26 protein-coding genes are annotated in these 22099 nt (G+C 40.5%); 3 read left to right on the forward strand and 23 right to left on the reverse strand.

Features of this window, described 5'->3' with window-relative positions; all coding sequences use genetic code 11:
* From ACOEN1_RS04615 to ACOEN1_RS04705, 19 genes are all read right to left on the reverse strand, one after another.
* Positions 1-720 carry a pseudouridine synthase gene (locus tag ACOEN1_RS04615; RefSeq protein WP_422485299.1) on the reverse strand — a complete coding sequence of 240 codons (720 nt, stop codon included), beginning with the start codon at positions 718-720 and terminating at the stop codon, positions 1-3.
* A 49-nt stretch (positions 721-769) separates the two neighbouring features.
* Positions 770-1192: a hypothetical protein gene (locus tag ACOEN1_RS04620; protein ID WP_422485300.1), complete on the reverse strand. Its 423-nt coding sequence runs from the start codon at positions 1190-1192 to the stop codon at positions 770-772.
* Between the two features lie 31 nt (positions 1193-1223).
* Positions 1224-2192, reverse strand: a complete 969-nt coding sequence (locus ACOEN1_RS04625) for a TIGR01212 family radical SAM protein (protein ID WP_422485301.1) — start codon at positions 2190-2192, stop codon at positions 1224-1226.
* Between the two features lie 15 nt (positions 2193-2207).
* A complete protein-coding gene (locus ACOEN1_RS04630) occupies positions 2208-3041 on the reverse strand; it encodes an HAD family hydrolase (RefSeq protein WP_422485302.1) in 834 nt (277 codons plus the stop codon).
* A gap of 59 nt (positions 3042-3100) precedes the next feature.
* Positions 3101-3448 carry a DUF1292 domain-containing protein gene (locus ACOEN1_RS04635; protein WP_422485303.1) on the reverse strand — a complete coding sequence of 116 codons (348 nt, stop codon included), beginning with the start codon at positions 3446-3448 and terminating at the stop codon, positions 3101-3103.
* A gap of 69 nt (positions 3449-3517) precedes the next feature.
* On the reverse strand, positions 3518-4960 hold the full coding sequence (locus ACOEN1_RS04640) for an aminoacyl-histidine dipeptidase (RefSeq protein WP_422485304.1): 1443 nt from the start codon (positions 4958-4960) through the stop codon (positions 3518-3520).
* 1 nt (position 4961) lies between these two features.
* Positions 4962-6260, reverse strand: coding sequence for a DNA methyltransferase (locus ACOEN1_RS04645; protein WP_422485306.1), 1299 nt, complete (start codon positions 6258-6260; stop codon positions 4962-4964).
* Between the two features lie 26 nt (positions 6261-6286).
* Complete coding sequence (locus tag ACOEN1_RS04650) at positions 6287-6790, reverse strand: GAF domain-containing protein (RefSeq protein ID WP_422485307.1); 504 nt, start codon at positions 6788-6790, stop codon at positions 6287-6289.
* A 10-nt stretch (positions 6791-6800) separates the two neighbouring features.
* Complete coding sequence (gene msrA, locus ACOEN1_RS04655; protein ID WP_422485308.1) at positions 6801-7277, reverse strand: peptide-methionine (S)-S-oxide reductase MsrA; 477 nt, start codon at positions 7275-7277, stop codon at positions 6801-6803.
* A gap of 14 nt (positions 7278-7291) precedes the next feature.
* Positions 7292-7990 (reverse strand): LrgB family protein, encoded by a 699-nt coding sequence (locus ACOEN1_RS04660; protein WP_422485309.1) that lies wholly within the window; start codon positions 7988-7990, stop codon positions 7292-7294.
* 4 nt (positions 7991-7994) lie between these two features.
* Positions 7995-8354: a CidA/LrgA family protein gene (locus ACOEN1_RS04665; RefSeq protein WP_422485345.1), complete on the reverse strand. Its 360-nt coding sequence runs from the start codon at positions 8352-8354 to the stop codon at positions 7995-7997.
* A 57-nt stretch (positions 8355-8411) separates the two neighbouring features.
* On the reverse strand, positions 8412-8903 hold the full coding sequence (locus ACOEN1_RS04670; RefSeq protein WP_422485310.1) for a ferritin-like domain-containing protein: 492 nt from the start codon (positions 8901-8903) through the stop codon (positions 8412-8414).
* Positions 8904-8960: 57 nt separating this feature from the next.
* Entirely contained in the window at positions 8961-10634 is a 1674-nt protein-coding gene (locus ACOEN1_RS04675; RefSeq protein WP_422485311.1) for a DUF4153 domain-containing protein, read from the reverse strand.
* Between the two features lie 110 nt (positions 10635-10744).
* On the reverse strand, positions 10745-12094 hold the full coding sequence (locus ACOEN1_RS04680) for a GTP pyrophosphokinase (protein WP_422485312.1): 1350 nt from the start codon (positions 12092-12094) through the stop codon (positions 10745-10747).
* Positions 12095-12196: 102 nt separating this feature from the next.
* The gene (locus tag ACOEN1_RS04685; RefSeq protein WP_422485313.1) at positions 12197-13294 is read right to left on the reverse strand and encodes an NADH:ubiquinone reductase (Na(+)-transporting) subunit F; all 1098 of its coding nucleotides are present in this window, start codon (positions 13292-13294) and stop codon (positions 12197-12199) included.
* Between the two features lie 11 nt (positions 13295-13305).
* Positions 13306-13896, reverse strand: a complete 591-nt coding sequence (locus ACOEN1_RS04690; protein ID WP_422485314.1) for an NADH:ubiquinone reductase (Na(+)-transporting) subunit E — start codon at positions 13894-13896, stop codon at positions 13306-13308.
* A complete protein-coding gene (locus ACOEN1_RS04695; protein WP_422485315.1) occupies positions 13893-14513 on the reverse strand; it encodes an NADH:ubiquinone reductase (Na(+)-transporting) subunit D in 621 nt (206 codons plus the stop codon). The genes ACOEN1_RS04690 and ACOEN1_RS04695 overlap by 4 nt, the downstream gene beginning before the upstream one ends.
* 3 nt (positions 14514-14516) lie before the next feature.
* The gene (locus tag ACOEN1_RS04700; protein WP_422485317.1) at positions 14517-15107 is read right to left on the reverse strand and encodes an FMN-binding protein; all 591 of its coding nucleotides are present in this window, start codon (positions 15105-15107) and stop codon (positions 14517-14519) included.
* Positions 15104-16087: an RnfABCDGE type electron transport complex subunit D gene (locus ACOEN1_RS04705; protein WP_422485318.1), complete on the reverse strand. Its 984-nt coding sequence runs from the start codon at positions 16085-16087 to the stop codon at positions 15104-15106. The genes ACOEN1_RS04700 and ACOEN1_RS04705 overlap by 4 nt, the downstream gene beginning before the upstream one ends.
* Positions 16088-16237: 150 nt before the next feature.
* Here ACOEN1_RS04705 and namA point away from each other — a divergent pair, with 150 nt between their 5' ends.
* A complete protein-coding gene (namA, locus tag ACOEN1_RS04710) occupies positions 16238-17254 on the forward strand; it encodes an NADPH dehydrogenase NamA (RefSeq protein WP_422485319.1) in 1017 nt (338 codons plus the stop codon).
* A gap of 45 nt (positions 17255-17299) precedes the next feature.
* Here the strand turns inward: namA and ACOEN1_RS04715 are convergent, their stop codons facing one another.
* The 4 genes from ACOEN1_RS04715 to ACOEN1_RS04730 all read right to left on the reverse strand — a co-directional run bounded on the left by ACOEN1_RS04715 (position 17300) and on the right by ACOEN1_RS04730 (position 19819).
* On the reverse strand, positions 17300-18046 hold the full coding sequence (locus ACOEN1_RS04715; protein ID WP_422485320.1) for a peptidylprolyl isomerase: 747 nt from the start codon (positions 18044-18046) through the stop codon (positions 17300-17302).
* A 118-nt stretch (positions 18047-18164) separates the two neighbouring features.
* A complete protein-coding gene (locus ACOEN1_RS04720; protein ID WP_422485321.1) occupies positions 18165-18362 on the reverse strand; it encodes a cold-shock protein in 198 nt (65 codons plus the stop codon).
* A gap of 212 nt (positions 18363-18574) precedes the next feature.
* Complete coding sequence (locus ACOEN1_RS04725; protein ID WP_422485322.1) at positions 18575-19045, reverse strand: methylglyoxal synthase; 471 nt, start codon at positions 19043-19045, stop codon at positions 18575-18577.
* A 24-nt stretch (positions 19046-19069) separates the two neighbouring features.
* A complete protein-coding gene (locus ACOEN1_RS04730; RefSeq protein ID WP_422485323.1) occupies positions 19070-19819 on the reverse strand; it encodes an acyl-[acyl-carrier-protein] thioesterase in 750 nt (249 codons plus the stop codon).
* Positions 19820-19941: 122 nt separating this feature from the next.
* Between ACOEN1_RS04730 and ACOEN1_RS04735 the strand changes: the two genes are divergently transcribed.
* Positions 19942-20346 (forward strand): DUF4332 domain-containing protein, encoded by a 405-nt coding sequence (locus tag ACOEN1_RS04735; protein ID WP_422485324.1) that lies wholly within the window; start codon positions 19942-19944, stop codon positions 20344-20346.
* A 187-nt stretch (positions 20347-20533) separates the two neighbouring features.
* Positions 20534-22060 carry a helicase HerA-like domain-containing protein gene (locus ACOEN1_RS04740; protein WP_422485325.1) on the forward strand — a complete coding sequence of 509 codons (1527 nt, stop codon included), beginning with the start codon at positions 20534-20536 and terminating at the stop codon, positions 22058-22060.
* Positions 22061-22099 lie beyond the last annotated feature (39 nt).

Here is a 22099-nt window from a genome sequence, read left to right on the forward strand (position 1 = left end):
TCACCTGTTCAGCAAGGAGGTAATTTCCTCTTCAGTAAGTTCTCTGTACTGTCCAGGCTCCAGGCTCTCATCAAGGGAGATCGGTCCCATTCTGATTCTCTTAAGATAAGAGACTCTCATCCCCAGAGCACCTATCATTCTTTTAACCTGATGGTATTTTCCTTCCTGTATGGTGATTTCAGCCACTGAAATCACACCTGATGATAAGATTTTTAATTCTGCAGGCAGGGTAGTGTAACCATCCTCCAGTAATATTCCCTTCTTGAAGATTTCTACGTGTTCCTCCTCCAAGGCACCATCAATGGTGGCGTAGTAGGTTTTACCTACCTTTTTCTTGGGGGAGAGTAAATCGTGAGCAAGTTTGCCGTCATTTGTAATTAGCAATAATCCTTCAGTGTCTTTATCCAATCTTCCTACGGGAAATGGCCTGAAATTTTTATAGAAGTCATCCAGCAGCTCAATTACAGTGGAATCTCTGGGGTCATCAGTTGATGAAACCATGCCATGGGGTTTGTTCATCATCAGGTAGACAAATTCCCTGTACCTAATCATCTGCCCTCCACATATTATTTCATCTTCCTCGACATTCACCTTGAAGTCAGCCGCTTTTACAATATTGCCATTTATTGTTACCATCCCGGCTTTTATCATCTCTTTGACTTCCTTTCTCGTACCAACTCCCATATTGGCGAGAACCTTGTCAAGTCTTTCTTTCCTCACTTTTTCACCCCCTAATAAAAAACTGAAGGAGCCCGAAGGCTCCCTCCCCTTAAATCTCTATTTCGTGGCAGTATGGTTTCAGATTCTCAGGAATCTCAGCCATTGTGTAGTCGATATTGATGTAAAACTCAACCTCGAATTTCTCTGAAATCCTCTTCAGTGAATCAATTAAGTACACCATGTCGTTGAACTCAACACTCATAACCTTGTAGATCCCATCCACATAGATTTTCTCCAGATCGTAGTCCATCGCCATAATCCCACATAAAAAGCCATAGAAGGACCGTACATTAAGCACGTTGAACTCCATGGCATTAATCAGTCTAACATTATAGTTCAAGCTGAAGATGTGATTATCGTCCACGTCAACAAACGCAATATTGCCATTGCCCTCTGTCATGTCCTTGTTGGCGTTGTCGATTAACCACTTTGTCTTCCCTGAACCCTTCTCACCTAAAATGAATTTAACCATGATAAACCACCTTACCTTTCTTGTCTTAAATTTATCCTTCTCCAGATGATTGATTAAAGATTCTTAAGGCTTTACCACCAAGGTAGTCAAATCTCTTTCCTTGGTAAGTCTTTTCATGTTCCATGCGGTGAATAATTTCATCCCTGATCTTCCACCATGATTCCTGCCAGTTGACAAAAATCGCACCTTGCTCAGGAGCCCTCCCGATAATTCTCTGTACAACAATATTTGGGTCCAGATACTCCAGAAAAGCTATTACTCTTTTGATGTACTCCTCTTTTGGATAAAGATCAAATTCACCATTTTCATACTGCCTTGCCAGCACAGTATTTTCCATCAAGTAGAGACTGTGCAACTTGACTTCATCTACTCCCAGAGCTGAAATCACTCTTGAAGTCTCAATTACATCCGTCATGTCGTCCCAGGGTAGGTTTGGTATTACATGGGCACATACCCTTAAGCCATTGCTTTTAGTGTTTATTACAGCTTCAATAAACTCAGCAAGTCCATGTCCCCTGTTTACTTTCTTCAAACTGTGATAGTTTGCAGTCTGAAGTCCCAACTCGATTGTTATATCTATACCCTTATTATACTTGATATCACTTAAAAATTGCAAATATTTCGAGTCGATGCAGTCAGGTCTTGTAGATACTGAAATTCCAACAATATCTTCCTGTAAAGCTTCATTTATATACCTTTGAAAGTCGTCAAAAGGCATATATGTGTTGGAAAAATTCTGAAAATATGCAATGAATTTTTTTGCCTTGTACTTCTTGCCTATGTGCTCTTTATTTCTTGACAATTGTTCCTCCACACTTAGGCAGGATGAAAGGTTCTCAAAGGATCCTCCCTCTTCTCCGCAAAAGGTACATCCTCCACTGCTTAAGTTTCCATCCCTATTGGGACAGGTTAGGGGCAGCTTGACGGGAAGCTTGTATACCTTTTCTCCATATTTATCTTTTAGATAGCTGGAATATATATTATATACGTCTTTTTCCACTTTACACCTCTGATTCTATACGTTCAATACCCTTCCCAGCACCTCTGCAAGGCCGGAATGGTCGTTGTCTCTATCTGTTACGATATCAGCCGCTTCCTTTGCAAGCTCGCTTCCATTTTTCATTGCAATTCCAAGTCCTGCATTGAGAATCATATCAACATCGTTGTTATCATCACCTATTGCTATTATTTCTTCAGGTTTAATCTCGATTGAACTTGCATACTCGAGCAGGGTTTTCCATTTGCTGCCACCAGGATTCATTGCCTCGAACATGGCCTCAGCAATATATATGTTCTCCAATACATGCGAGCTGTACCTGTCTGGATACTTTTGGAGAACAGCATCGCTAAACCTGTGAACTGACTTTAGATCTCCAGGAAAAACAACCGCAAGAACCCTGTCAAGAAGATATAGCTCCTTTTCAGGCAGTATCAAATATCTATCATCCTTTTCCGTAAGATATTTCATATGGTCATTGTGCAGGTCATCTTGCTCCACTACCATGTCAATACCATCGAGATATTTATCAACATGGACTATCCCCCTAAGTTTATGGTCTTTAGCCTCATCCAGAATATCCCAGTAGGACTGCTTATCCAGAAACTTGGAAAACAAGATGACATCATCCATTGAGCTTCTGACAATGTTCCCATTGTTTGCCATTATGACAAGATGGCTGTCAAGTTCATCCACAAGCAGCTTCGCTGAATAATACCTTCTGCCGGTTGCAATTACAACCTGGTATCCCAGATTTATGATGTGATTTACCATATCCCTGTTTTCTGTTGATATCTTTTTCCTGCTGTTTAAAAGTGTCCCATCTAGATCTATTGCTATTAGCTTATACAAGTCAGTCACCTCATATTGAAAGAAAGTACCTTGCAGATGCAAAGTACTTCCCAGTAAGATTATTCTTCGTCTTCCTCTTCGTGCTCATCAGTGTATAGCGCATAAAATGCTTCAGAAACAAGATCGAATTCATCTTCGTCATCAATCAAGGCTAGCTCAAACTCCTCTTCCGCCAGTTCCTTGTATTCATATAGAAGAACTTCATCTTCTTCTTCCTTGTCCTCATCTCCCAATGGAAGAAGTGCAATATACTCCTTATCCTCTACTTCAAATATTCCAATTACCGCACACTCAAGCTCAGTTTCGTCGTCTAGTGTAAGGGTCATTATCTCCATTTCCTCATGCTCATGCTCGTGGTCGTGATCATGGTTACAGTTTTCATCGTGTACATGTTTGTTATCGCTCATCATCATTCTCCTTTTTTTATATTATACTGTTATAGTACCTTATATGGTGGACATTATTCAAGTGAAAACTCAATTTATTTTTTTCAATGCTTCAAGAAGTAATTTAAACGTTCTTTCAGTAGATGAAATGCTCAGCTTTTCACCAGGTGCATGAACACCGGCCATATCAGGTCCGAGGGATATCATATCCACATCATCCATCACCTCATCGAATAGACCACACTCAAGCCCGGCATGGATGGCCTCCACATTTGGATCCTTGCCAGCCACTTCCCTGTGAGCCTCAATAAATACATCCCTGATATATGAATCTTTCCTGTATTCCCATGCAGGATAGTCTCCTGACGTCTCCCATTGGAGTGACAGGCTTTCAGCAAGTACTCCAATCTGAGCTGCAATATATTCCTTCAGAGTCTTTACTGAACTTCTAATGGCGTTTTCAATTGTTACCCTATCATGGAGGGTTGTTACAACGCCCATGTTATTTGAGCTCTCCACAAGACCTTCAATATCCTGACTCATGGATTGTACTCCTGTTGGTATCAGCATCATGGCTGAAATTATTCTATCCCTGACACCATTGGCTATTGCCTTGTCAGTCATTTCAGTTTCCTCAAGAGTTACTTGAACACCGCTGTCACTGGTGGCAAGCTCGTTCCTGAAGGCTTCCTGGTATTCCTTTGCCAGCTCTCTCGCCTTTTCCAGATTGTCCTTATCCAAAGTAATCTTTGCAACTGACAGTCTTGGTATTGCATTTGATTTTGAACCGCCTTCGATGTGCAAAAGCTGATAATCAAGTTTTTGCATTCCACTGAGAACCCTTGCCAGCAGTCTGTTGGAATTACCTCTACCCTTGTCTATCTCCATTCCGGAGTGACCGCCTTTTAGTCCGCTTATTCTTAGCTCATAGGCCTTGTTCTTCGGCTCAGTCCATTCCAGGGGAGCTGTTACCATCAATCTTGTTCCACCGGCGCAGCTTACAAGCAAGGTACCCTCTTCCTCGGAATCTATGTTTATAAGAATCTTGCCCTTTAGATTGTTTACATCCAGTTCCTTTGCTCCTGTCATTCCGGATTCCTCGTTTGTCGTTACAAGTAGCTCAATTGGTGGATGGGGTATATCCTCCGACTCAAGAATTGCCAGTCCCATTGCAACAGCTATCCCATTATCTGCTCCAAGTGTTGTCTTTTTGGCGACCATAAAATCTCCTTCAATTTCAAAAGGTATCGGATCTTTTGAAAAATCTATATCACAGTCATCTGCCTTTTCACAAACCATGTCCATATGACCCTGGATAATCACAATTGGCTTGTCCTCATATCCCTTTGTTCCAGGTTTTCTTATTATAATATTCAATGCCTTATCCTGGATCACCTGCAAACCCAGTCCTTCACCAACGCTTTTCAGATAGTCGCTGACTCTCTGCTCATCGTATGAACACCTTGGTATCTTTGTCAGTTCTTCAAAATAATAAAATACTCTCTCTGGCTTAAGCCCCTCTGTTTTTCTCATCTTAGACCTCCAATTCTTTCTCTGAAATGTTTCCGAATATATCAATCAATCTGATAACAATACGGTCTTCCTTTTGGAAAAAATCCTCTATTTCAAACTCCGTTTCAACCTCTGGACCATACCATTCCCTGATGCATTCTCTGTGAATGTTTACCCTATATATTCCCAGATAGTCAATGTATTTTGATGGTTTTTCCTTAAGTGTTCTTTCTGCCAGATCAGGATCTGATGAATTCAGTGTTATAAAGTCCTGATCAATTCTTATATCCTCAATTGAGATGCCAATCCTTTCACCGACTCTGTTCCCCTTAACTGAAAAGTCAATGGATGAATCTTCCATATCCAGATTGTGGAATAATCTGTAGCCTGCTGAATCACCGAGCCTGCTTCCACAGGTGACAACACTGTGGACGCTGTTGTCAGCTCCAATCCATCTTCTGCCATTTTTTTCCGCCACCTTGATTGTGGTTCCACTTCCCATAAAGAAGTCCCCAACAATTGAGCCTTCATTTGAGGATGCCAATACTATCCTTTGCAGCAGTGCTTCCGGTTTCTGAGTTTCATATCCCACTCTTTCAGAGGACGTCCTGCCGACCATGTCGACATTCCATACATCCTTCATATTTACAAGAGTGTGCCATCCAATTTCATCTTCATACTCAAGAACATTCTTAAACCTGTATGGCTTCATTCCACGGTTATAGGATTTCTCCCTCAGTGGATTGAAGATAAAGTTCTTGGTCTTTGTATATACCAGAATATTGTCATGCTTCTTGGAGAAGCTTTTTCTTCCGGCACCACCAGACTTGTAGGACCAGATTATTTCATTCAGGAATCTATTCTCGCCAAAGACTTCATCCAGGATCAATCTCATATAATGGGCGGTTCTGGAGTCTACATGAACATAAATCGTGCCCTTGTCAGATAAGAGCTCCCTGATCAAAAAAATACGGGTTGAAATCATTCCCAGGTAGTCCATCAATCCATCTTTCCAAGTATCCTTGTATGCATCATTATAGAAAACAAGCTCATCCTCTCCCTTGCCAATGGAAATCCTTTTGCGATAATCAGATCCCGAGAAAAAAGGTGGATCAATATAGACAAGATCCAACCTGCCCCTGAATCCATAATCAATCAGGTTTGACATTGCATGAAGATTCTCCCCCAGGTACAGCCTGTTCTCTCCTGTGGGAGAATTGTGAGACTCACTCATAAATTCCGGTGCTGGATTCTTCAAAATTTCTTCTGAGACCAACCGGGAGTTTTCAATCATCTTATGGAATTCCAGCATTCTGCTCATTTGAACAACTCCTGTCTGAGGTATTGTTAAGCCGTAACCTTTTCCCAATCTATATATTCATTCAAAATGTGAACAAATTTCTCAAAATATTTCTGGTGAAGCTCCCCAAACCTATCCTTGGAAGGGCTGTCAAGATCCAACACCCCATATACCTTGCCCTCTTTAACGATTGGCACAACCAACTCTGAACTGGAAGCAGAATCGCAGGCGATATGACCCGGGAACAGATCAACATCAGGTACCAGCTGAGTTTTCTCTTCTTTTACAGCCGTACCACATACACCTTTTCCCACCTGAATTCTATTGCATGCAGGCAACCCCTGGAAGGGTCCAAGTACAAGCTCGCCCCTGTTCATAAGATAAAATCCTGACCAGTTGAGATCCTCCACGCAAGCCTTGATTATGGCAGTTGCATTTGAAAGATTTGCCAATTCATTTTTTTCCGAATCCACCTGTCCTTTGAGGAGGAGATTCATGAACCTTAGCCTATCCTCTTCATTCATTTTTTCCACTGCATCAACTTTGATCACTTTATCCCCCCTACACACTCATATCCACGTGACAGTAGCCACCTGGGTTTTTCTTCAGATAGTCCTGATGGTATTCCTCAGCCGAGTAGTATGACTTTATGGGTTCAACTTCAGTTACCACAGGCTCCCTGTGCTGTTCTCTTATTTCGTCCATTTTCTTCTCAATAAGTGGTAGATCATCCGGATCAACATAGTAAATTCCTGTACGGTATTGGTTGCCAATATCTCCACCCTGTCTGTTTAACAGCGTAGGGTCAATTATCCTAAAAAACTTGTCAAGCAGGTGCTCCAGCTCAACCACATTCTCATCATATTTTATATAAGCTGTTTCAGTATGACCTGTTGTACCTGTACAGACCTGCTCATAAGATGGATTTTCTCTTCTTCCATTGGCATATCCAACTTCAGTATCCACAACTCCTTCAATTCTTGAAAAATACTCTTCCACTCCCCAAAAACATCCTCCAGCAAGATAAATTTCCTTCATTTTTTATCCCTCCATTAAATTATATTCAACAACCACAATATTCCCGGCACAATAAGAACTGTAACAATCCCAGCTACCCCTATTGCAAGTGAACTCATGGCACCTTCAACTTCTCCAATCTCCATTGCCTTTGCTGTTCCAACTGCATGGGCAGAAGTTCCCATTGCAATTCCCTTGGCAATTGGATTGCGAACTCCAAATAGCCCTAAAATCTTTTCTCCAAACATATACCCACTAATACCCGTTATGGAAACAAATATGGCTGTCAAGGAAGGATTTCCCTCCAAAAGAATGGATATTTCCATGGCAATTGGAGTAGTGGTTGATCTCGGCACCAAGGATGCTATTAGCAACCTGTCAAGTCCCAGGAGTCTACCCGCCAGAACAACGAACAAAATCCCTGCCACCGAGCCCACGAGTACTCCCGCAAGTATAGGTGTCAGATTCCCTTTTAAAAGTTCTCTCTGCTTATATAGTGGTACCGCCAGCACAACAGTCGCAGGTCCCAGGAAGAAGGTTATCATCTGCCCTCCAAGGTTGTAGGTTTCATAGTCTATATCAAAGATCAAAAGAATACCGACAACAATAAGCATTGCAACAAGCAGCGGATTTAGAAGCATTATTTTGGTCCTCTTTGCAATATAGCTGGAAAGGGCAAATGCAAGTATTGAAATTCCAACACCAAATATCGGCGTATTTATATAATCATACATGATATCAGTTCTCCTCCCTTTCCTTGCTTCTTAATATCCACTGGACTGTCAGACCCGTGGTTACCATAACAACCACGATACCTACTCCAAGAATAAGCAAGAGTAAAACCAGATTTTCACCCAGCAAATGAGCAACAGTAAGAACCCCTACAATTGTAGGTAGAAAAAGAAAAGTCAGATGTGCAAGCAGAACATCTGCTGCTTTTTCCACCAATTTCAATGGTAGTATCCCAGTCATAAGGAGAAATAGCAGGATCATCATTCCAAGAACATTACCGGGCAGCGAAAGCCCGAACATGCTCTGTAAAGTTTGTCCAGTCCATAAAATCAATAGAATAAGTCCAAGTTGTTTTAAAGCCGTCATCAAAATTCATTCCCTTCTACAAAGAAATAACAGGGTCTCCCCCTGTCATTTCCAAGCTTAAAATGGTGCAAAGCCCTGGTCTGCCCACCAGTCTTCCTTGTACATATTGTACTGCTCCGTAAACTGCTCAAGATGTACTCTTTCCCACTTGATAAGCATATCGTATAGCTTTCTTGCCTCTTCAAGTTCAGTCTCTTCCTTGGCTTTTATATAGAAATCAACTGAATCCTTTTCCATCTGGATTCCTATACTGAAAACCGACATGGCCAGTGAAGTCATGTCTTTGTCCAGCTTATCCCATTTGTAGATTTCAGGTGATGGAGGACCTTCCATAAATGCCATTTCCTTTTCATCTTCAATTCCATCCTTGATTTTGATGAAAAGCGCCTCCAAATATTCAATATGCTTCTTCTCTTCATTTGCAAGTTCCATAAAGGCATCTCTGCTTCCGCCCTCGCCTGCCTGCTTGGCAGCCATTCTGTAAAATTCAAAGCCCTCTACCTCGTTCATGATAGCCTGCTTGATTGCACTGAGTTCCTCTTTTAACATATAATCACCCTTTCTTTTTGATTACCCTTAAATTTATACCCAAGTTGGGGTTAATTATCACTCTATTCCGAGAAGAACCATAAATTCCATGCTTCTTATATCAGGCTCAGTGCCAGGTTCGTATGTCCCGTTAATGGATGTGAAAATTATTTTCATTCTTGCATTTTCGTTTTCCATCTGGAATGTCATCTGATCCTGATCTCTTGATGAACTTATTCCAGGCTGATTTCCGTCCTCTTCAAGAATCTGTTTAATCAGCGGAGATATACTTTCTGAGAAAATTACTCTATCAGCCAGGTACAATTCAAGGAGATTGTCATCTTTTGTAAATTTGGATCCAATTTGTCCTGATTCCATTAATTCCTGATTCCAGCTTGAAGTTCTAAAATAGTAATCATATTCCGATACATCAATAATTTCACTTTCCATGTTCGCAAGATAAATATTGAAGCTACCACTCATATCACCTCTTGAATAAGGCTCATAGTCGAAGCCAAGAACCTCTGATAGATTACCCGGTTCTGTATTCTCAGGCAGTGTTTTTATATCATCAAGAGAATGATTCTGCTGGAAATAGTAGATAATATTGTTAATTTCCCTTTTGTCTTCCAGGCTGACATCTCCTCCAGCAACAAGTACACCTTCACCTATCATCCCATTCTCCTGTAGCAAATCATCCAGTCTGCTATTCTGGCTCCTTATGGAAACGTTGTAGGCGCTCACTGGTCCATACAGTGATACGGTGATTATAATTGCAATTGCAACTAAAACGGAAATATTGCCAAATCGATTCTTTAATGCGTAATTTATCATGGTAAATAGAACCCAGACTCCCAATGCCAGGACAAAATATCTATTTTCTGTAATCCCATACTGCATTATCCTCTGCCCCATTGAAAGAAACATCATAAGGAGTATTGGCAGATTGATAATCGGGAACCATTTATTGAAAAATTCTACAATCCTGCTCTTGCCAATAAGTGGAGATGATATGAGAATCAATCCACTTGCAAGTACTGAATACCATAGAACAAGATGAGAAACTAGACCCTTTGGCCAATCCCAGGTAGCTATTATCTTTATGAAATAAACATACAGAATTGCTGAATATATGAATATCAATGGGATAACGATATATTCCAGGAGTATTTTTACAGCAGGCGAATAATATCCGTCATCCGATTCTTCAACGCCAGGGATCTTCCATAGAAACATTGAAGCTGCAAATACAAAGACTACAAGTATAAATAGCTCAATGTAAATACTATCACCAAATGGTATCTCAAATAGCTGCTCTATTGTAAAAACGATAAGTACAAGTCCAATAAAAAGAACAACTGCATAAACTGCTGCTATTGAAAATGCATAAGTCAGACCCTTGACATAGCTTACCAGACCATCTGGTCTCCTCAACCTTGGAATAAACATAATCAATGCAAGCAGCAGCAGAATGGTACCCATGTATCTTGTTACACTGACCATATTCATCTCGTTTAAGAAAACAAAATAATACAAAACCTGAAAAATTGCAGCTCCAACAAAGCCAACTATTCTGACATTTTTCTTGGTTCCCTGTGATTCAAATCCAAGATTGAGCGCCAGAAACAGTAATATACCCATTCCAAGAACCATTGCAATTTTCACAAGATTTTCAATAGTTTCAGATGATACCACATTTTCGTTTTCAATCAAAAATATAAGAATCAGACCAACTAATATCGAATAAATCATTGAGACAGGAAATCTCGCAAAAGCACCTTTTACACCCTTGATAATATTTTTAGACAAGTTTACCATTTTTTCATTCCCCCGGACTTCCATAAAAAGGAGCAAGGTTTCCCTTACTCCACTCTGCCAAATTCAATAATTGCTTCTCTAATGGTTTCCCTGTTTCTAAGCCAATCCTCATAGTTGTTCAATGGTCCAATCAGATGCAACAGTTTTTCTCCAAGGGATTCTATTGAACAGTTATTGATGAAATCAATGCTGGCTTCAGGATAAAAGCTTTCATAGATATACATAAGTAGACAATCTTCAACATCATTCCTATCAGAATCCTCAAGTTTCATTCCATCCATTGATTTCTTGATGATTTCCCTGTATCTGTATCTGATATAATGCATAAAACCTTCAAAGTCTTCTGCATTTGTGCCTTCTTCAACCTCGTAGATGATCTTGAAGAAGAGGTTCCATCTGAAGTCCTTGTTTATAACATCTAAAATCCTGTTGCCAAATCTTCTTGAGAACTGGTCGTTATATGCTATTTCTCTTTCAAATTCGATGAAGTTGTTGAATTCAATGGCACTCTTTCCAATATCATTCAATCTGTTCATAACTCTCAGGAAGTTTTCGCTGTAACTTCCATTGCCATCTTCAACCCTCATAAATACAAAATTTACTATTACATCAGTAGATTTCTTGAAATCAAGCACGAACCCTACTTCATGTCGTACCTTGACAATATATATGTCGTGAATAATCTTTGAAAGCAGGCCCTTCATCTGTGCACGTTTCGCAGGAGTTGTGCTGGCATCCATGCTGCTTAGGTGATTGTAGATCAACATCAGCTGTCTATCGATCATTGTCAGGTTATCCTTGATGGATGACATTATGTCCCTGAAAAAATCCTCTGTCAGCATATAGTTGAAGTTCTTGTAAAGCACCCTGTGGTCTATGTCTCCCCAGAAAACATTTACCATGGATTTGATCTGCAGCTCAAAGTTCACTGCAACTCCATCCTTTGAGTACTTTCCGTCAATCTTGAAAATCTCAAATCCATTCTTTTGTATCTGCGGCTGTTTCTCATCAAGTAAAAGTGATATGCTCTCATTCAAAGGATTGGAATAGTATCCACCCTCTTCCCTTCTATTGAAAAGCTTTACAATATCTTCATAGATTTTTGCCTCATCCTCTATGAATCTACATTCAATTCTGAATCCTATCAGGTCTGAAAGATCGTCAACAAGATTCTGCGGTGATTCATACTTAAGGTAAAAGTTATGCCTTAATATCTTTTCCTTCAAGCTTTCGGTTGATTTTATTCTGTAGTTTACGTTTAAAAAATGGTCCTTTATAAACAAGCTGTCATTGAAGAACTTCTCAAGCTCCCCGGCAACCCTGTCCAACTCATCAGACTTGTCCTCAATAAGTGACAATGTAGTATCTATAAAATCAAAAAGCTCCAATTTCATATTAACCCTCCCCATAGTCTCTATAAATATTATATCACACAAAAAATAAAGATAGTACTATTTACAAAGAAAATCCCCCGGTGGAAACCGAGGGATATCAATCTAGAATTTGTCGAAGTAAACCAATTCTTCTGGCATGCCTTTCTTGGTAAGACTCTTGACCACACTGTCGATCATAGGTTCATTGCCGCACAGATAAGCCTCTTTGTTCTCACCATCTTCAAGCATTTCATCAATTGCATTGTTAACACGTCCACTGAATCCATCCCAATCATCATCTTCCCCTAGACGGGACAGACACGGGATAAACTTAAAGTCGGGAAGCTCTTCTTCAAGCTTCTCAAAGTGATCCAGCAAAAACAGGTCTGAAGGTGTCTTTGCTCCAAAGTAGAATCTTGCTTTTCTGTCAATTCCCTTTGATTGCATATAGTTCAGAAGTGAAAGAATTGGTGCAACTCCAGTACCCACTGCAACCATTATCATTTCCCTGTCGTTGTCCTGATAGTAGAAATCTCCAAATGGTCCGTTGATGGTAACCTTGTCGCCCACCTCAAGATGGTGGTGGACATAAGTTGTTGCTATGCCCTCCGGTACCAATCCAATTATAAGCTCGATATACCCCTTCTCAAGCGGTGAGGATGCAATTGAGTAGGCTCTGTATACCTCTTCGTCATTTCCATCGTAGAGGGGTGCCTGAAGCTGTACATACTGACCAGGCTTAAAGTTTATTTCCTCTCCTTCAGGAAGCTTAAATCTCAATTTCTTGATTACATCAGTCAGGTCATCAATTGATTCAACCGTAGCCTCAAACTCCTTGACATTGAAAAGCTCCTCAGGAATCTGAATCCTTATATCCTGCTTTACCTTGCATTGACAGGATAGCCTTACGTTGTCCGCAAGCTCCTCTTCAGTCATAAATGGCGTCTCGGTTGCAAGAACAGGACCTCCACCTTCCAGTACCTGAACCTTGCAATATCCGCAGGTTCCCTTTCCTCCGCAGGCGGAAGGAATAAAAATCTTCTCCTGATTAAGGGTAGTCAGAAGCGATGTTCCTCCGTCAACTGTAAACTGCTTGTCATCATTTATTGTCATGGTAACCTGACCATAATTACCTATTGTTCTGTCAGCAATTGTAAGCAGCACTGCAAACAATGCCGTTATTATTGAAAGTGATACGGTTGAGATTACTATTGAACTCATTTAATCCCCCCCTAAGATATTTGTACGATTCCAGAGAACCCGATAAATGCCAATGCCATCAACCCTATTACAATCAGGGTTATGCCTGGGCCTTCAAGTCCCTTTGGAACGTCTGCTCTTTTGAGCTTCTGTCTAATTCCTGCAAGAGCTACAATGGCCAGAGTCCAACCCAAGCCTGAGCCGACTGCGAAACCAAAGGACTGCAGGAATGTGTAATCACGGATAACCATAAACAGCGATACACCGAGAATAGCACAGTTTACTGTGATCAGCGGAAGGAAAATACCAAGAGCATAGTAAAGATTTGGTATATATCTTTCCATAATCATCTCAATAAGCTGAACGAATGCAGCTATACTGATTATGAATATTATAAATCTCAAGAATTCAAGATTGTAAGGAACCAAAAGATAATGATAAACAAAGTAGTTGATTATTGAGGTTCCCGCCAAAACGAATGTTACGGCCTGTCCAAGACCAAGTGAAGTGTTTATCTCCTTGGATACTGCAACAAAGGAGCACATTCCCAGGAAGTTGGACAAAATCATATTATTTGTAAAAATTGCTGCGATAAAGATTACAAATGGATTAAGTTCAATCATGATTTAGCCCCCTCACTTTGATACTTTTCCCTCAGATTATGTGCAAGCCATATTGCTATTCCCAAGAGGAAGAATGCACTTGGTGGCATTATCATGATGGTCCATGGTGTCCACCAATCTCCAAAGATCTGAATTCCGAACAATGAACCGAATCCAAGAAGTTCCCTGAAGAAAGCAATAAAAAGTAGTACTCCAGTATATCCGATTCCATTTGCAATTCCGTCATAGAAGGAAGGCATCGGTTTGTTTTTCTGTGCATAGGCTTCAGCACGTCCCATAATTATGCAGTTTGTTATTATCAGGCCTATGTAAGGTCCCAAGGCCTTGCTCATTTCAGGCATATATGCCTTGAGGAATATATCTACCATGATTACATATGCTGCAATTATAAGTACCTGAACCATCATCCTTATGTGACCCGGAGTATAATTTCTTATTGCAGAAATGGTCAATGATGAAAATGCGGTTACAAATGTTGTTCCTATTCCCATTACAAGGGAATTGACCAGCAGGTTGGTTACGGCAAGTGCTGAGCAGATACCGATCAGCTGCCTAAGAATTGGGTTGTCCAGCCATACGCCCATTGAAAAAATCTCTCGTGTTTTTTGTTTTGCCATGACCTATTCCCCCCTTCTTTCCTGCAAAAATTCATGTATGTCATCATTCATGAAGTTTGCAACTGATTTGGAAGTCAGTGTGGCACCTGCGATGGCATCTACATTTGCACCAGGAGCAGGACTGTATACCACGTATTCTTCCTCTGAGCTTTCAGATATGTCCAGACCCCTGAACTGACTTAGGAATTCCTCATCTTCAATTCTTCCCCCAAGACCTGGAGTCTCTGACTGTTGTGTAAAGGTCAAGCCGAGCATTGTTTCATAATCCTCTGAAATTCCAACATAGCCTACAATGCTTCCCCAAAGTCCCGCACCGGCAACGGGAAATGCATAGCCTTCGACTGAATCACCCTCCTGGTAGACAAAAACATCATCCTCAAGGGTTATTTTTTCACTAAAAAGCTCATCAACAGCTTCCACACTGTCGTCTTCAATTGGTATGTCAAATACATACAGAATCTTGGCCTGCAGCTCATACTCTTCGTTTGCAGCTACTCTATCAGCTGTAGAGTAGTTCATGTATGCAAGTATAAATGTAAAGATTGCCGTAAGCAGCGCCATGAAAACTATTGGGTACCAGAATGTTTTTTTCATGCTGTCACCTCTTTCTTCGCTTCTGCCTTTTCCTTCCTGTAATTCTTGTATGCCTTAATGCTTTCATCAATAATCGGTGAGAATATATTCGCAACTAGAATTGCAAACATTACTCCACCGGCAAAAAGTGCAAATCCCCTTATTATTACAGTAACTGTTCCAATGATGACACCGTAGATCCACTTTCCTTCCTTTGTCTTGGTTGCAGATATTGGATCCGTTGCCATAAAGACGGTACCGAAAAGGAATCCGCCCACGACCATTCCATAAAGTGGATTTGGCACTGATGGAACCCCTGAAAAATGAAGAATGGAACTCAAGGCTGTAAAGCCTAGAATACAGCCAGCCATAATCTGCCATGATGCAACCTTTTTATAGATTAGATATGCACCTGCAAGAACGACAAGAATTGCACTTGTTTCACCTATTGATCCCGATACATTTCCAATTATAAGATCCATATAGGGAACAGTTCCTCCTGAATCCCTGTAAAGAAGCATTGGTGTAGCGGTTGATACCATTTCAATTCCCTGGTTTAAATATGTAGCGAAGCCTCCCGGAAATCCCATTGATGGATTTGTCCACTGAATTGTAAGCGGCTCTGGGAATGAAACGTAGACAAAGGCTCTGGCAACCAATGCCGGATTGAATATGTTCTTTCCAAATCCTCCAAATACCATTTTCCCGAACAGTACACCAAATACAATCCCCACTGCTGCTATCCAGAAGGGAGTTGATGGCGGCAAGGTCATAGTGTAGAGCATACAGGTTATAATAACCGCCTCCGAGACCTTTTTATTCTTCTTTTTTTCATAAAGATATTCCGTTCCTATTCCGAATAGACCAACTACAAATAACAATAATAATACCCTTAGTCCGAAATAATATGTAGCCACCAGCATCAGTGGAATCAATGAGTATATAACAGTTCTCATCATTTTTTGTTTAATAAAGTATTTTGCGACCAGATCTGAAAACAAAAGATCACCTCCAAGTTGATATAAGTAATAAATTCCATACTATATTAATACCACATTTTGACTGTTTAATTCAATATTATTTCGATACACCAACTTTAATTGATATTATTACAGAAAGAGTGGTATAAATTAAGACGAGGTGATAAATAGATGAAAGCATTTGAAAAATACACATTGAAGGATATGGAAATCAGAAATAGAATAGTTATGCCTCCCATGTGTATGTACTCAAGCGATGATACAGGATCAGTACAGGAATTCCACAAAATGCACTACGGAGCGAGAGCAATCGGTGGAACAGGATTGATTATTCAAGAGGCAACGGCAGTTGAGCCAAGAGGCAGAATATCCGACAGAGATTTGGGACTTTGGTCTGATGATCAGCTAGAAGGAATGAAAAATCTGGTAGAAATCATAAAAGGCTATGGTGCAAAAGCAGGAATACAGCTTGCTCATGCCGGGCGAAAATCAGAATCAATATCTGCCATTCCGGTTGCACCCTCTCCAATTCCATTTAGCGACGACTACAGGACACCCCATGAACTGGGTATTGAAGAAATCAAGGAAGTAAGGGAGAAATTCAAGGAAGCAGCAAAAAGGGCACTCCTTGCTGGCTATGACCTGGTTGAGATACATGCTGCCCACGGATATCTGATACACGAATTCCTCTCCCCCATTACAAATAGAAGGACCGATCAATACGGAGGATCTCTCGAAAACAGAACAAGATTCTTAAAGGAGGTAATACAAGCTGTAAAGGAAGTGTGGCCTGATGAGAAACCATTGATCATAAGGGTATCAGCCACTGACTATCTCCCTGGTGGCATTGACGGTGATGAAATCGTAAGGATTGTTGACCAGGTAAAGAAAGAAATAGATATGGTACATGTCAGCTCAGGTGCAATTGCACCTGCCCAAATGAATCTCTATCCTGGATACCAGGTTCAGTTCGCTGAAAAGATCAGGAAGGAATGTGACATTCCAACTATTGCAGTTGGCCTTATCAAGAACTTTGATCAGGTTGAGGAAATCCTTCAAAACGAGAGGGCTGATCTTGTCGCCCTTGGAAGGGAAATTCTCAGAAATCCAAACTGGGTTTGGAGCAATATGCATGATCATGATATCGAAACAAAATATCCGGACCAGTATTTCAGAGCTTTTAAATAGAAATTAGAAATCCCCTGTCGGTTGCAACCGACAGGGGATTCTTGATTAGTAAATTTCTACTGGATATTTAACTTTAAGACCTGATATTTTCTCCTGATACTTCGCTTCCTGCTTTCTTGCAAGAACCTGCTGCTGAACCTGCTCCTTAACTTCTTCAAAGGCTGGCTCCTCTGCTTCATTCTTTGCATCAACACGGATGATATGGTATCCAAACTGAGTCTTAACAGGCTCTGAAATTGTTCCCACTTCCATATTGAAAGCAGCATCCTCAAATTCAGGAACCATCTGACCTCTTCCAAACTCTCCAAGTGTTCCTCCTGCTTCTTTTGAAGGACATGATGAATAGTTTGCAGCTGCCTCTTCAAAGTTTAGACCATCATTAAGCTCCTGGATTACCTCTTTTGCCTTATCTTCGTCTTCAACAAGGATATGGCTTGCCTTTAATGTTTCAGGCTGGCCGAAAACATTTTTGTTTTCCTGGAAGAATTCCTTCATCTCTTCCTCTTCCGCGTCGATATCTGCAACAAGCTTATTGAAGGCATATCCTTTAAGAAGATTCTTTTTAGTTGCTTCAAATGTCTCCTTAAATTCAGCTTCCTCTTCCATATTCTGCTCAAGAGCATCAAGATAAAGAAGCTCCTGATTAACCATTTCTTCAATAACTCTCTTTATTCCCTCTGGGGATTGAAACTGCATAGCCACCTGGGGACCCATGTCGTTGAGGAATTTAAGTACTTCCTCTCTTGATATTTCCTTGCCGTTAACTACTGCAACTAATTGTTGTTCCGTCATCAAATCTCTCCTTTTTTAAATATATTCCTTTAAACCTTAACACAGGCTCAACACCTTGTCAAACCACCATATACAAAGAAAACCTCCTGGAAAAATCCAGGAGGTTAATGAGTCTAAATTATACTGCTGTTATATTCTCAGCTTGAAGACCTTTTTGACCTTCAACTACTTCAAACTCTACTTCTTGACCTTCTTCAAGAGTCTTGAAGCCGTCTTTTTGAATTTGTGAGTAGTGAGCAAATACATCGTTGCCTTCCTCAGTTGTAATAAATCCAAATCCTTTTTCTGCGTTAAACCATTTTACTGTACCTTTCATTGCATAACCTCCAAAAATTTATTTCTTTAATTCATGTAACCTTTACAACAATAAATTTGAGTTATACTTTGATAAGGCAAACCAAAATTGTTGTTTCTTTTATTACTTCTGAATTAAAGCTCATGTTAATGATAACACCTTTATCCCCAAATTGCAAGGTTTTTTTGCTTTTTATGCAAAAATAGCTGAATTCATCGATTTTTCCAACAATTCTACTTGTTGAACAGTCTAACCCTATCCTTTAACACATTCTCGAAATCAAATGTATGTCTTTCGTACTCCTTGTCCATATATGGTGAGCTAAGTATAAAATCAGCTGTGGCTCTGTTGTTTGCAACAGGTATATCATAGAGAACGGCAATCCTCAACAAGGCCTTCACATCGGGATCATGTGGCTGTGCTTCAAGGGGATCCCAGAAGAATATCATAAAATCGATTACTCCCTCAGCTATCCTGGCTCCAACCTGCTGGTCTCCACCAAATGGACCAGACATGTACCCTCTTACGGGCAGTCCTGTTCTCTCTTCGATCAGTCTTGCAGTTGTACCAGTTCCAACCAGGTGATGACCTGAAAGTATATCCTTGTTAGACCTTACCCACTCAATCAATTCATTTTTCATATTGTCATGGGCAATCAATGCGATATTTTTCTTTTTGCCCAATCTCAGTGTTGAACTCTGCATCCCTATCTCCTCCTCACATTAGAATTATACCATAGGTGAAACAGGTTTCCAAAGGGTATATCCCTGTGCATTCAATTCCCCATTGACAGATATGACATGGTTGAAAAACTTGTCATTTTTTTCATCTCTGGACCAATTGGTCTTGAACTCATCTCCAGGAAGAATCTCTTTCTTGTATACTATCCCAAGCTTATGAAGCATCATGCTGTCCAGAACTCCATCTTCCAGCCCCTCCTGCATCCATTCCACATATCTGATATTATTCACGTGGTTGTTGTTGTCAATATCACTTCGCCTTACTCTCATAATCCTAGATTCAACAAGATCTCCACTCAGCTCATCCATTTCAGTGAATTCCGGAAAGTTAAAATCCTCCACAAAGCTATACCTCTTCTGGATTTCATCCGGAATCCTCTTTGGTCTTCTCCTCTTGATGTCAAGAAAAACCCATTTTGTAGTTGCTTTTGCAACAATATTCTCTTCTACATCCATCATAACAAACTCCCTGGTAGCATAAAATCTGTCAAAGCTAGATGTCCATGTACCGATCACAACATTATCCTTTGCCTTTGGATACTCTAATATTTCAGCTTCCCAGCGAAGGAGCATCCAGGCATAATCCTTCTTCGAAAGTTCCTCAAAGCCCACACCCAGACTATCGCTGTGCCAAGAAGATGTTTCAGCCATATATGACAATATGTTCTCTGGTTTGATATAACCTTCCTTATCTGTATCGTAATAAGGTATGGTAAAGTTTCTCCAATATTTGCTCATTTTTATCCCTCCAAAGGATATTATACATCAAAAGTGTTTTTTTTATCAATAATTTCGGATAAATGTTACAATCTACTAATTTGTGGTATATAGTAAGTAAGATATTGAAAAGGGGGGTAATTATGGCAAAAATCAATGCAATCGAAGGCGTAGGAGATGCGTATGAAGCAAAGTTGAAGGAGATGGGAATTGAAACGACAGAGAAGTTACTGGAAGTTGCAGCTGATAAGAAAGGTCGTACAAAGCTTGCCAAAGATTCAGGAATCAGTGAAAAACTCTTACTTACATGGGTTAACCATTGTGACCTTTTCCGAGTCAAGGGAATTGGCCCCCAATATGCTGAAATTCTTGAAATCGCGGGGATTGATTCAGTCCCTGAGCTGGCAAGGAGAAATGCAGCCAGTGTATTGGAAAAAATGAAGGAAGTCAACTCAAGTAGACCAGTAGTCAGAGGTCTTCCAGCGCAGAAGCAGATAGAGAACTGGATTATCAGGGCTAAGGATCTGCCCAAAGTTGTAAAACACTAGGAGGAGGCTACATAAGTAGCTTCCTTTTTATTATTACGAATAGGAAATTTCTACTTTCTCCAATCAAGAAATTTCCGTATATGAGTATCATAAAAGGCTTCCTTAATGAGTATTCGAAGGCTTTTATATTGAATAACACCATTTACTATATTACAATTAAACAAAGAGAACAAAGGAGGGCGAGCAAATGTCGGAGGGTTATAGATTTACAATAGGAAAGGGCGACGAAACCGTTCAGCTGCTTTCAAGAATGAGTAATCGTCATGGATTGATAGCAGGCGCTACAGGTACCGGTAAAACAATTTCATTAAAGGTTCTTGCAGAACACTTCAGCGAAATCGGAGTCCCTGTTTTTCTTGCAGATGTAAAGGGAGACCTGGCAAGTCTAGCTGAGCCTGGTTCCATGAACGATAAGTTGAAGGAAAGAATAGATACAATCGGTCTGGAGAATTTCACTTTGGGCTCCTTTCCAATCCGTCTGTGGGATGTCTACGGAAAGCTTGGTCACCCTGTAAGGACAGATACAACCGAAATGGGTCCAATCCTCCTTTCAAGACTGCTTGATCTTAACGAGGTCCAGACAGGTATTCTACATATTGCATTCAGAGTGGCCGATGAAAATGGATGGCTACTAATAGATCTGAAAGACCTTAGGTCAATGCTTCAGTATCTTGGAGACAACAGAAAGGAATACTCTCTTCAATACGGAAATATTGCACCTCAATCAATAGGCGCAATTCAAAGATCCCTACTTACACTTGAATCTCAGGGAGGAGATATATTCTTCGGAGAGCCTTCCCTGGAAATAAAGGACCTCTTGATGACAGACATAAATGGCAAGGGCATTGTAAATGTTCTGGCATCACAGGATCTTTTCAACTCCCCCAGAATATATTCAACATTCCTCTTGTGGTTGCTTTCAGAGTTGTTTGAACAGCTGCCAGAGGTAGGTGATCCTGAAAAGCCAAAGATAGTATTCTTCTTTGATGAAGCCCACCTTCTTTTTAACGATACCCCAAAGGCTCTTCTTGAAAAGATTGAGCTGGTTGTACGGCTTATCCGTTCAAAGGGCGTGGGAGTGTTCTTTGTAACACAGAATCCTGCTGATATTCCAGACTCAGTTCTTGGACAACTGGGCAATAGGATTCAGCATGCACTAAGGGCATATACACCCAAGGAGCAGAAGGCAATCAAGTCAGCAGCAGAGACCTTCAGACAGAATCCAAAATTTGATGTTGAGGAAGCAATCACACAGCTAAGAACTGGTGAAGCCCTGGTTTCATTCCTGGATGAGGATGGCAAGCCATCGATCGTTGAAAAGGCTCTGATAGCTCCACCAAGAAGCATCATCGGAACACTGGATCCAGCAAAGCGACAGGCGATCATCAATAATTCACCAATGTTCTACAAGTATACAGAACCCGTTGATGAGGAATCAGCCTATGAAATCATCCAGGCCAAGTATGAAAGAATTGTGGCACAGCAGCAAAATGAAGAAGATAAAAAAATTCGCCAGCTTGAAGAAAAAGAAGCAGAAAAGCTTCGAAAGGCTAGGGAAAAAGAAATTGCAAAAGAGAAAAAGGAAAGAGAAAAGGCATTAAAGAAGAATCCTCTTTACAAGGTTGGCAGAACTGCAGTTTCAACTCTTACCGGTGATATCGGCAGAAAAATTGCAAGAGGACTTCTCGGCAATGTTGGAAGTTTCTTTAAATAGAAATAAATTATACTAACAAGGGAGTAGGCAATTGCCTAC

Source organism: Gudongella sp. DL1XJH-153 (assembly GCF_049310905.1).
GTDB lineage: Bacteria > Bacillota > Clostridia > Tissierellales > Tissierellaceae > Gudongella.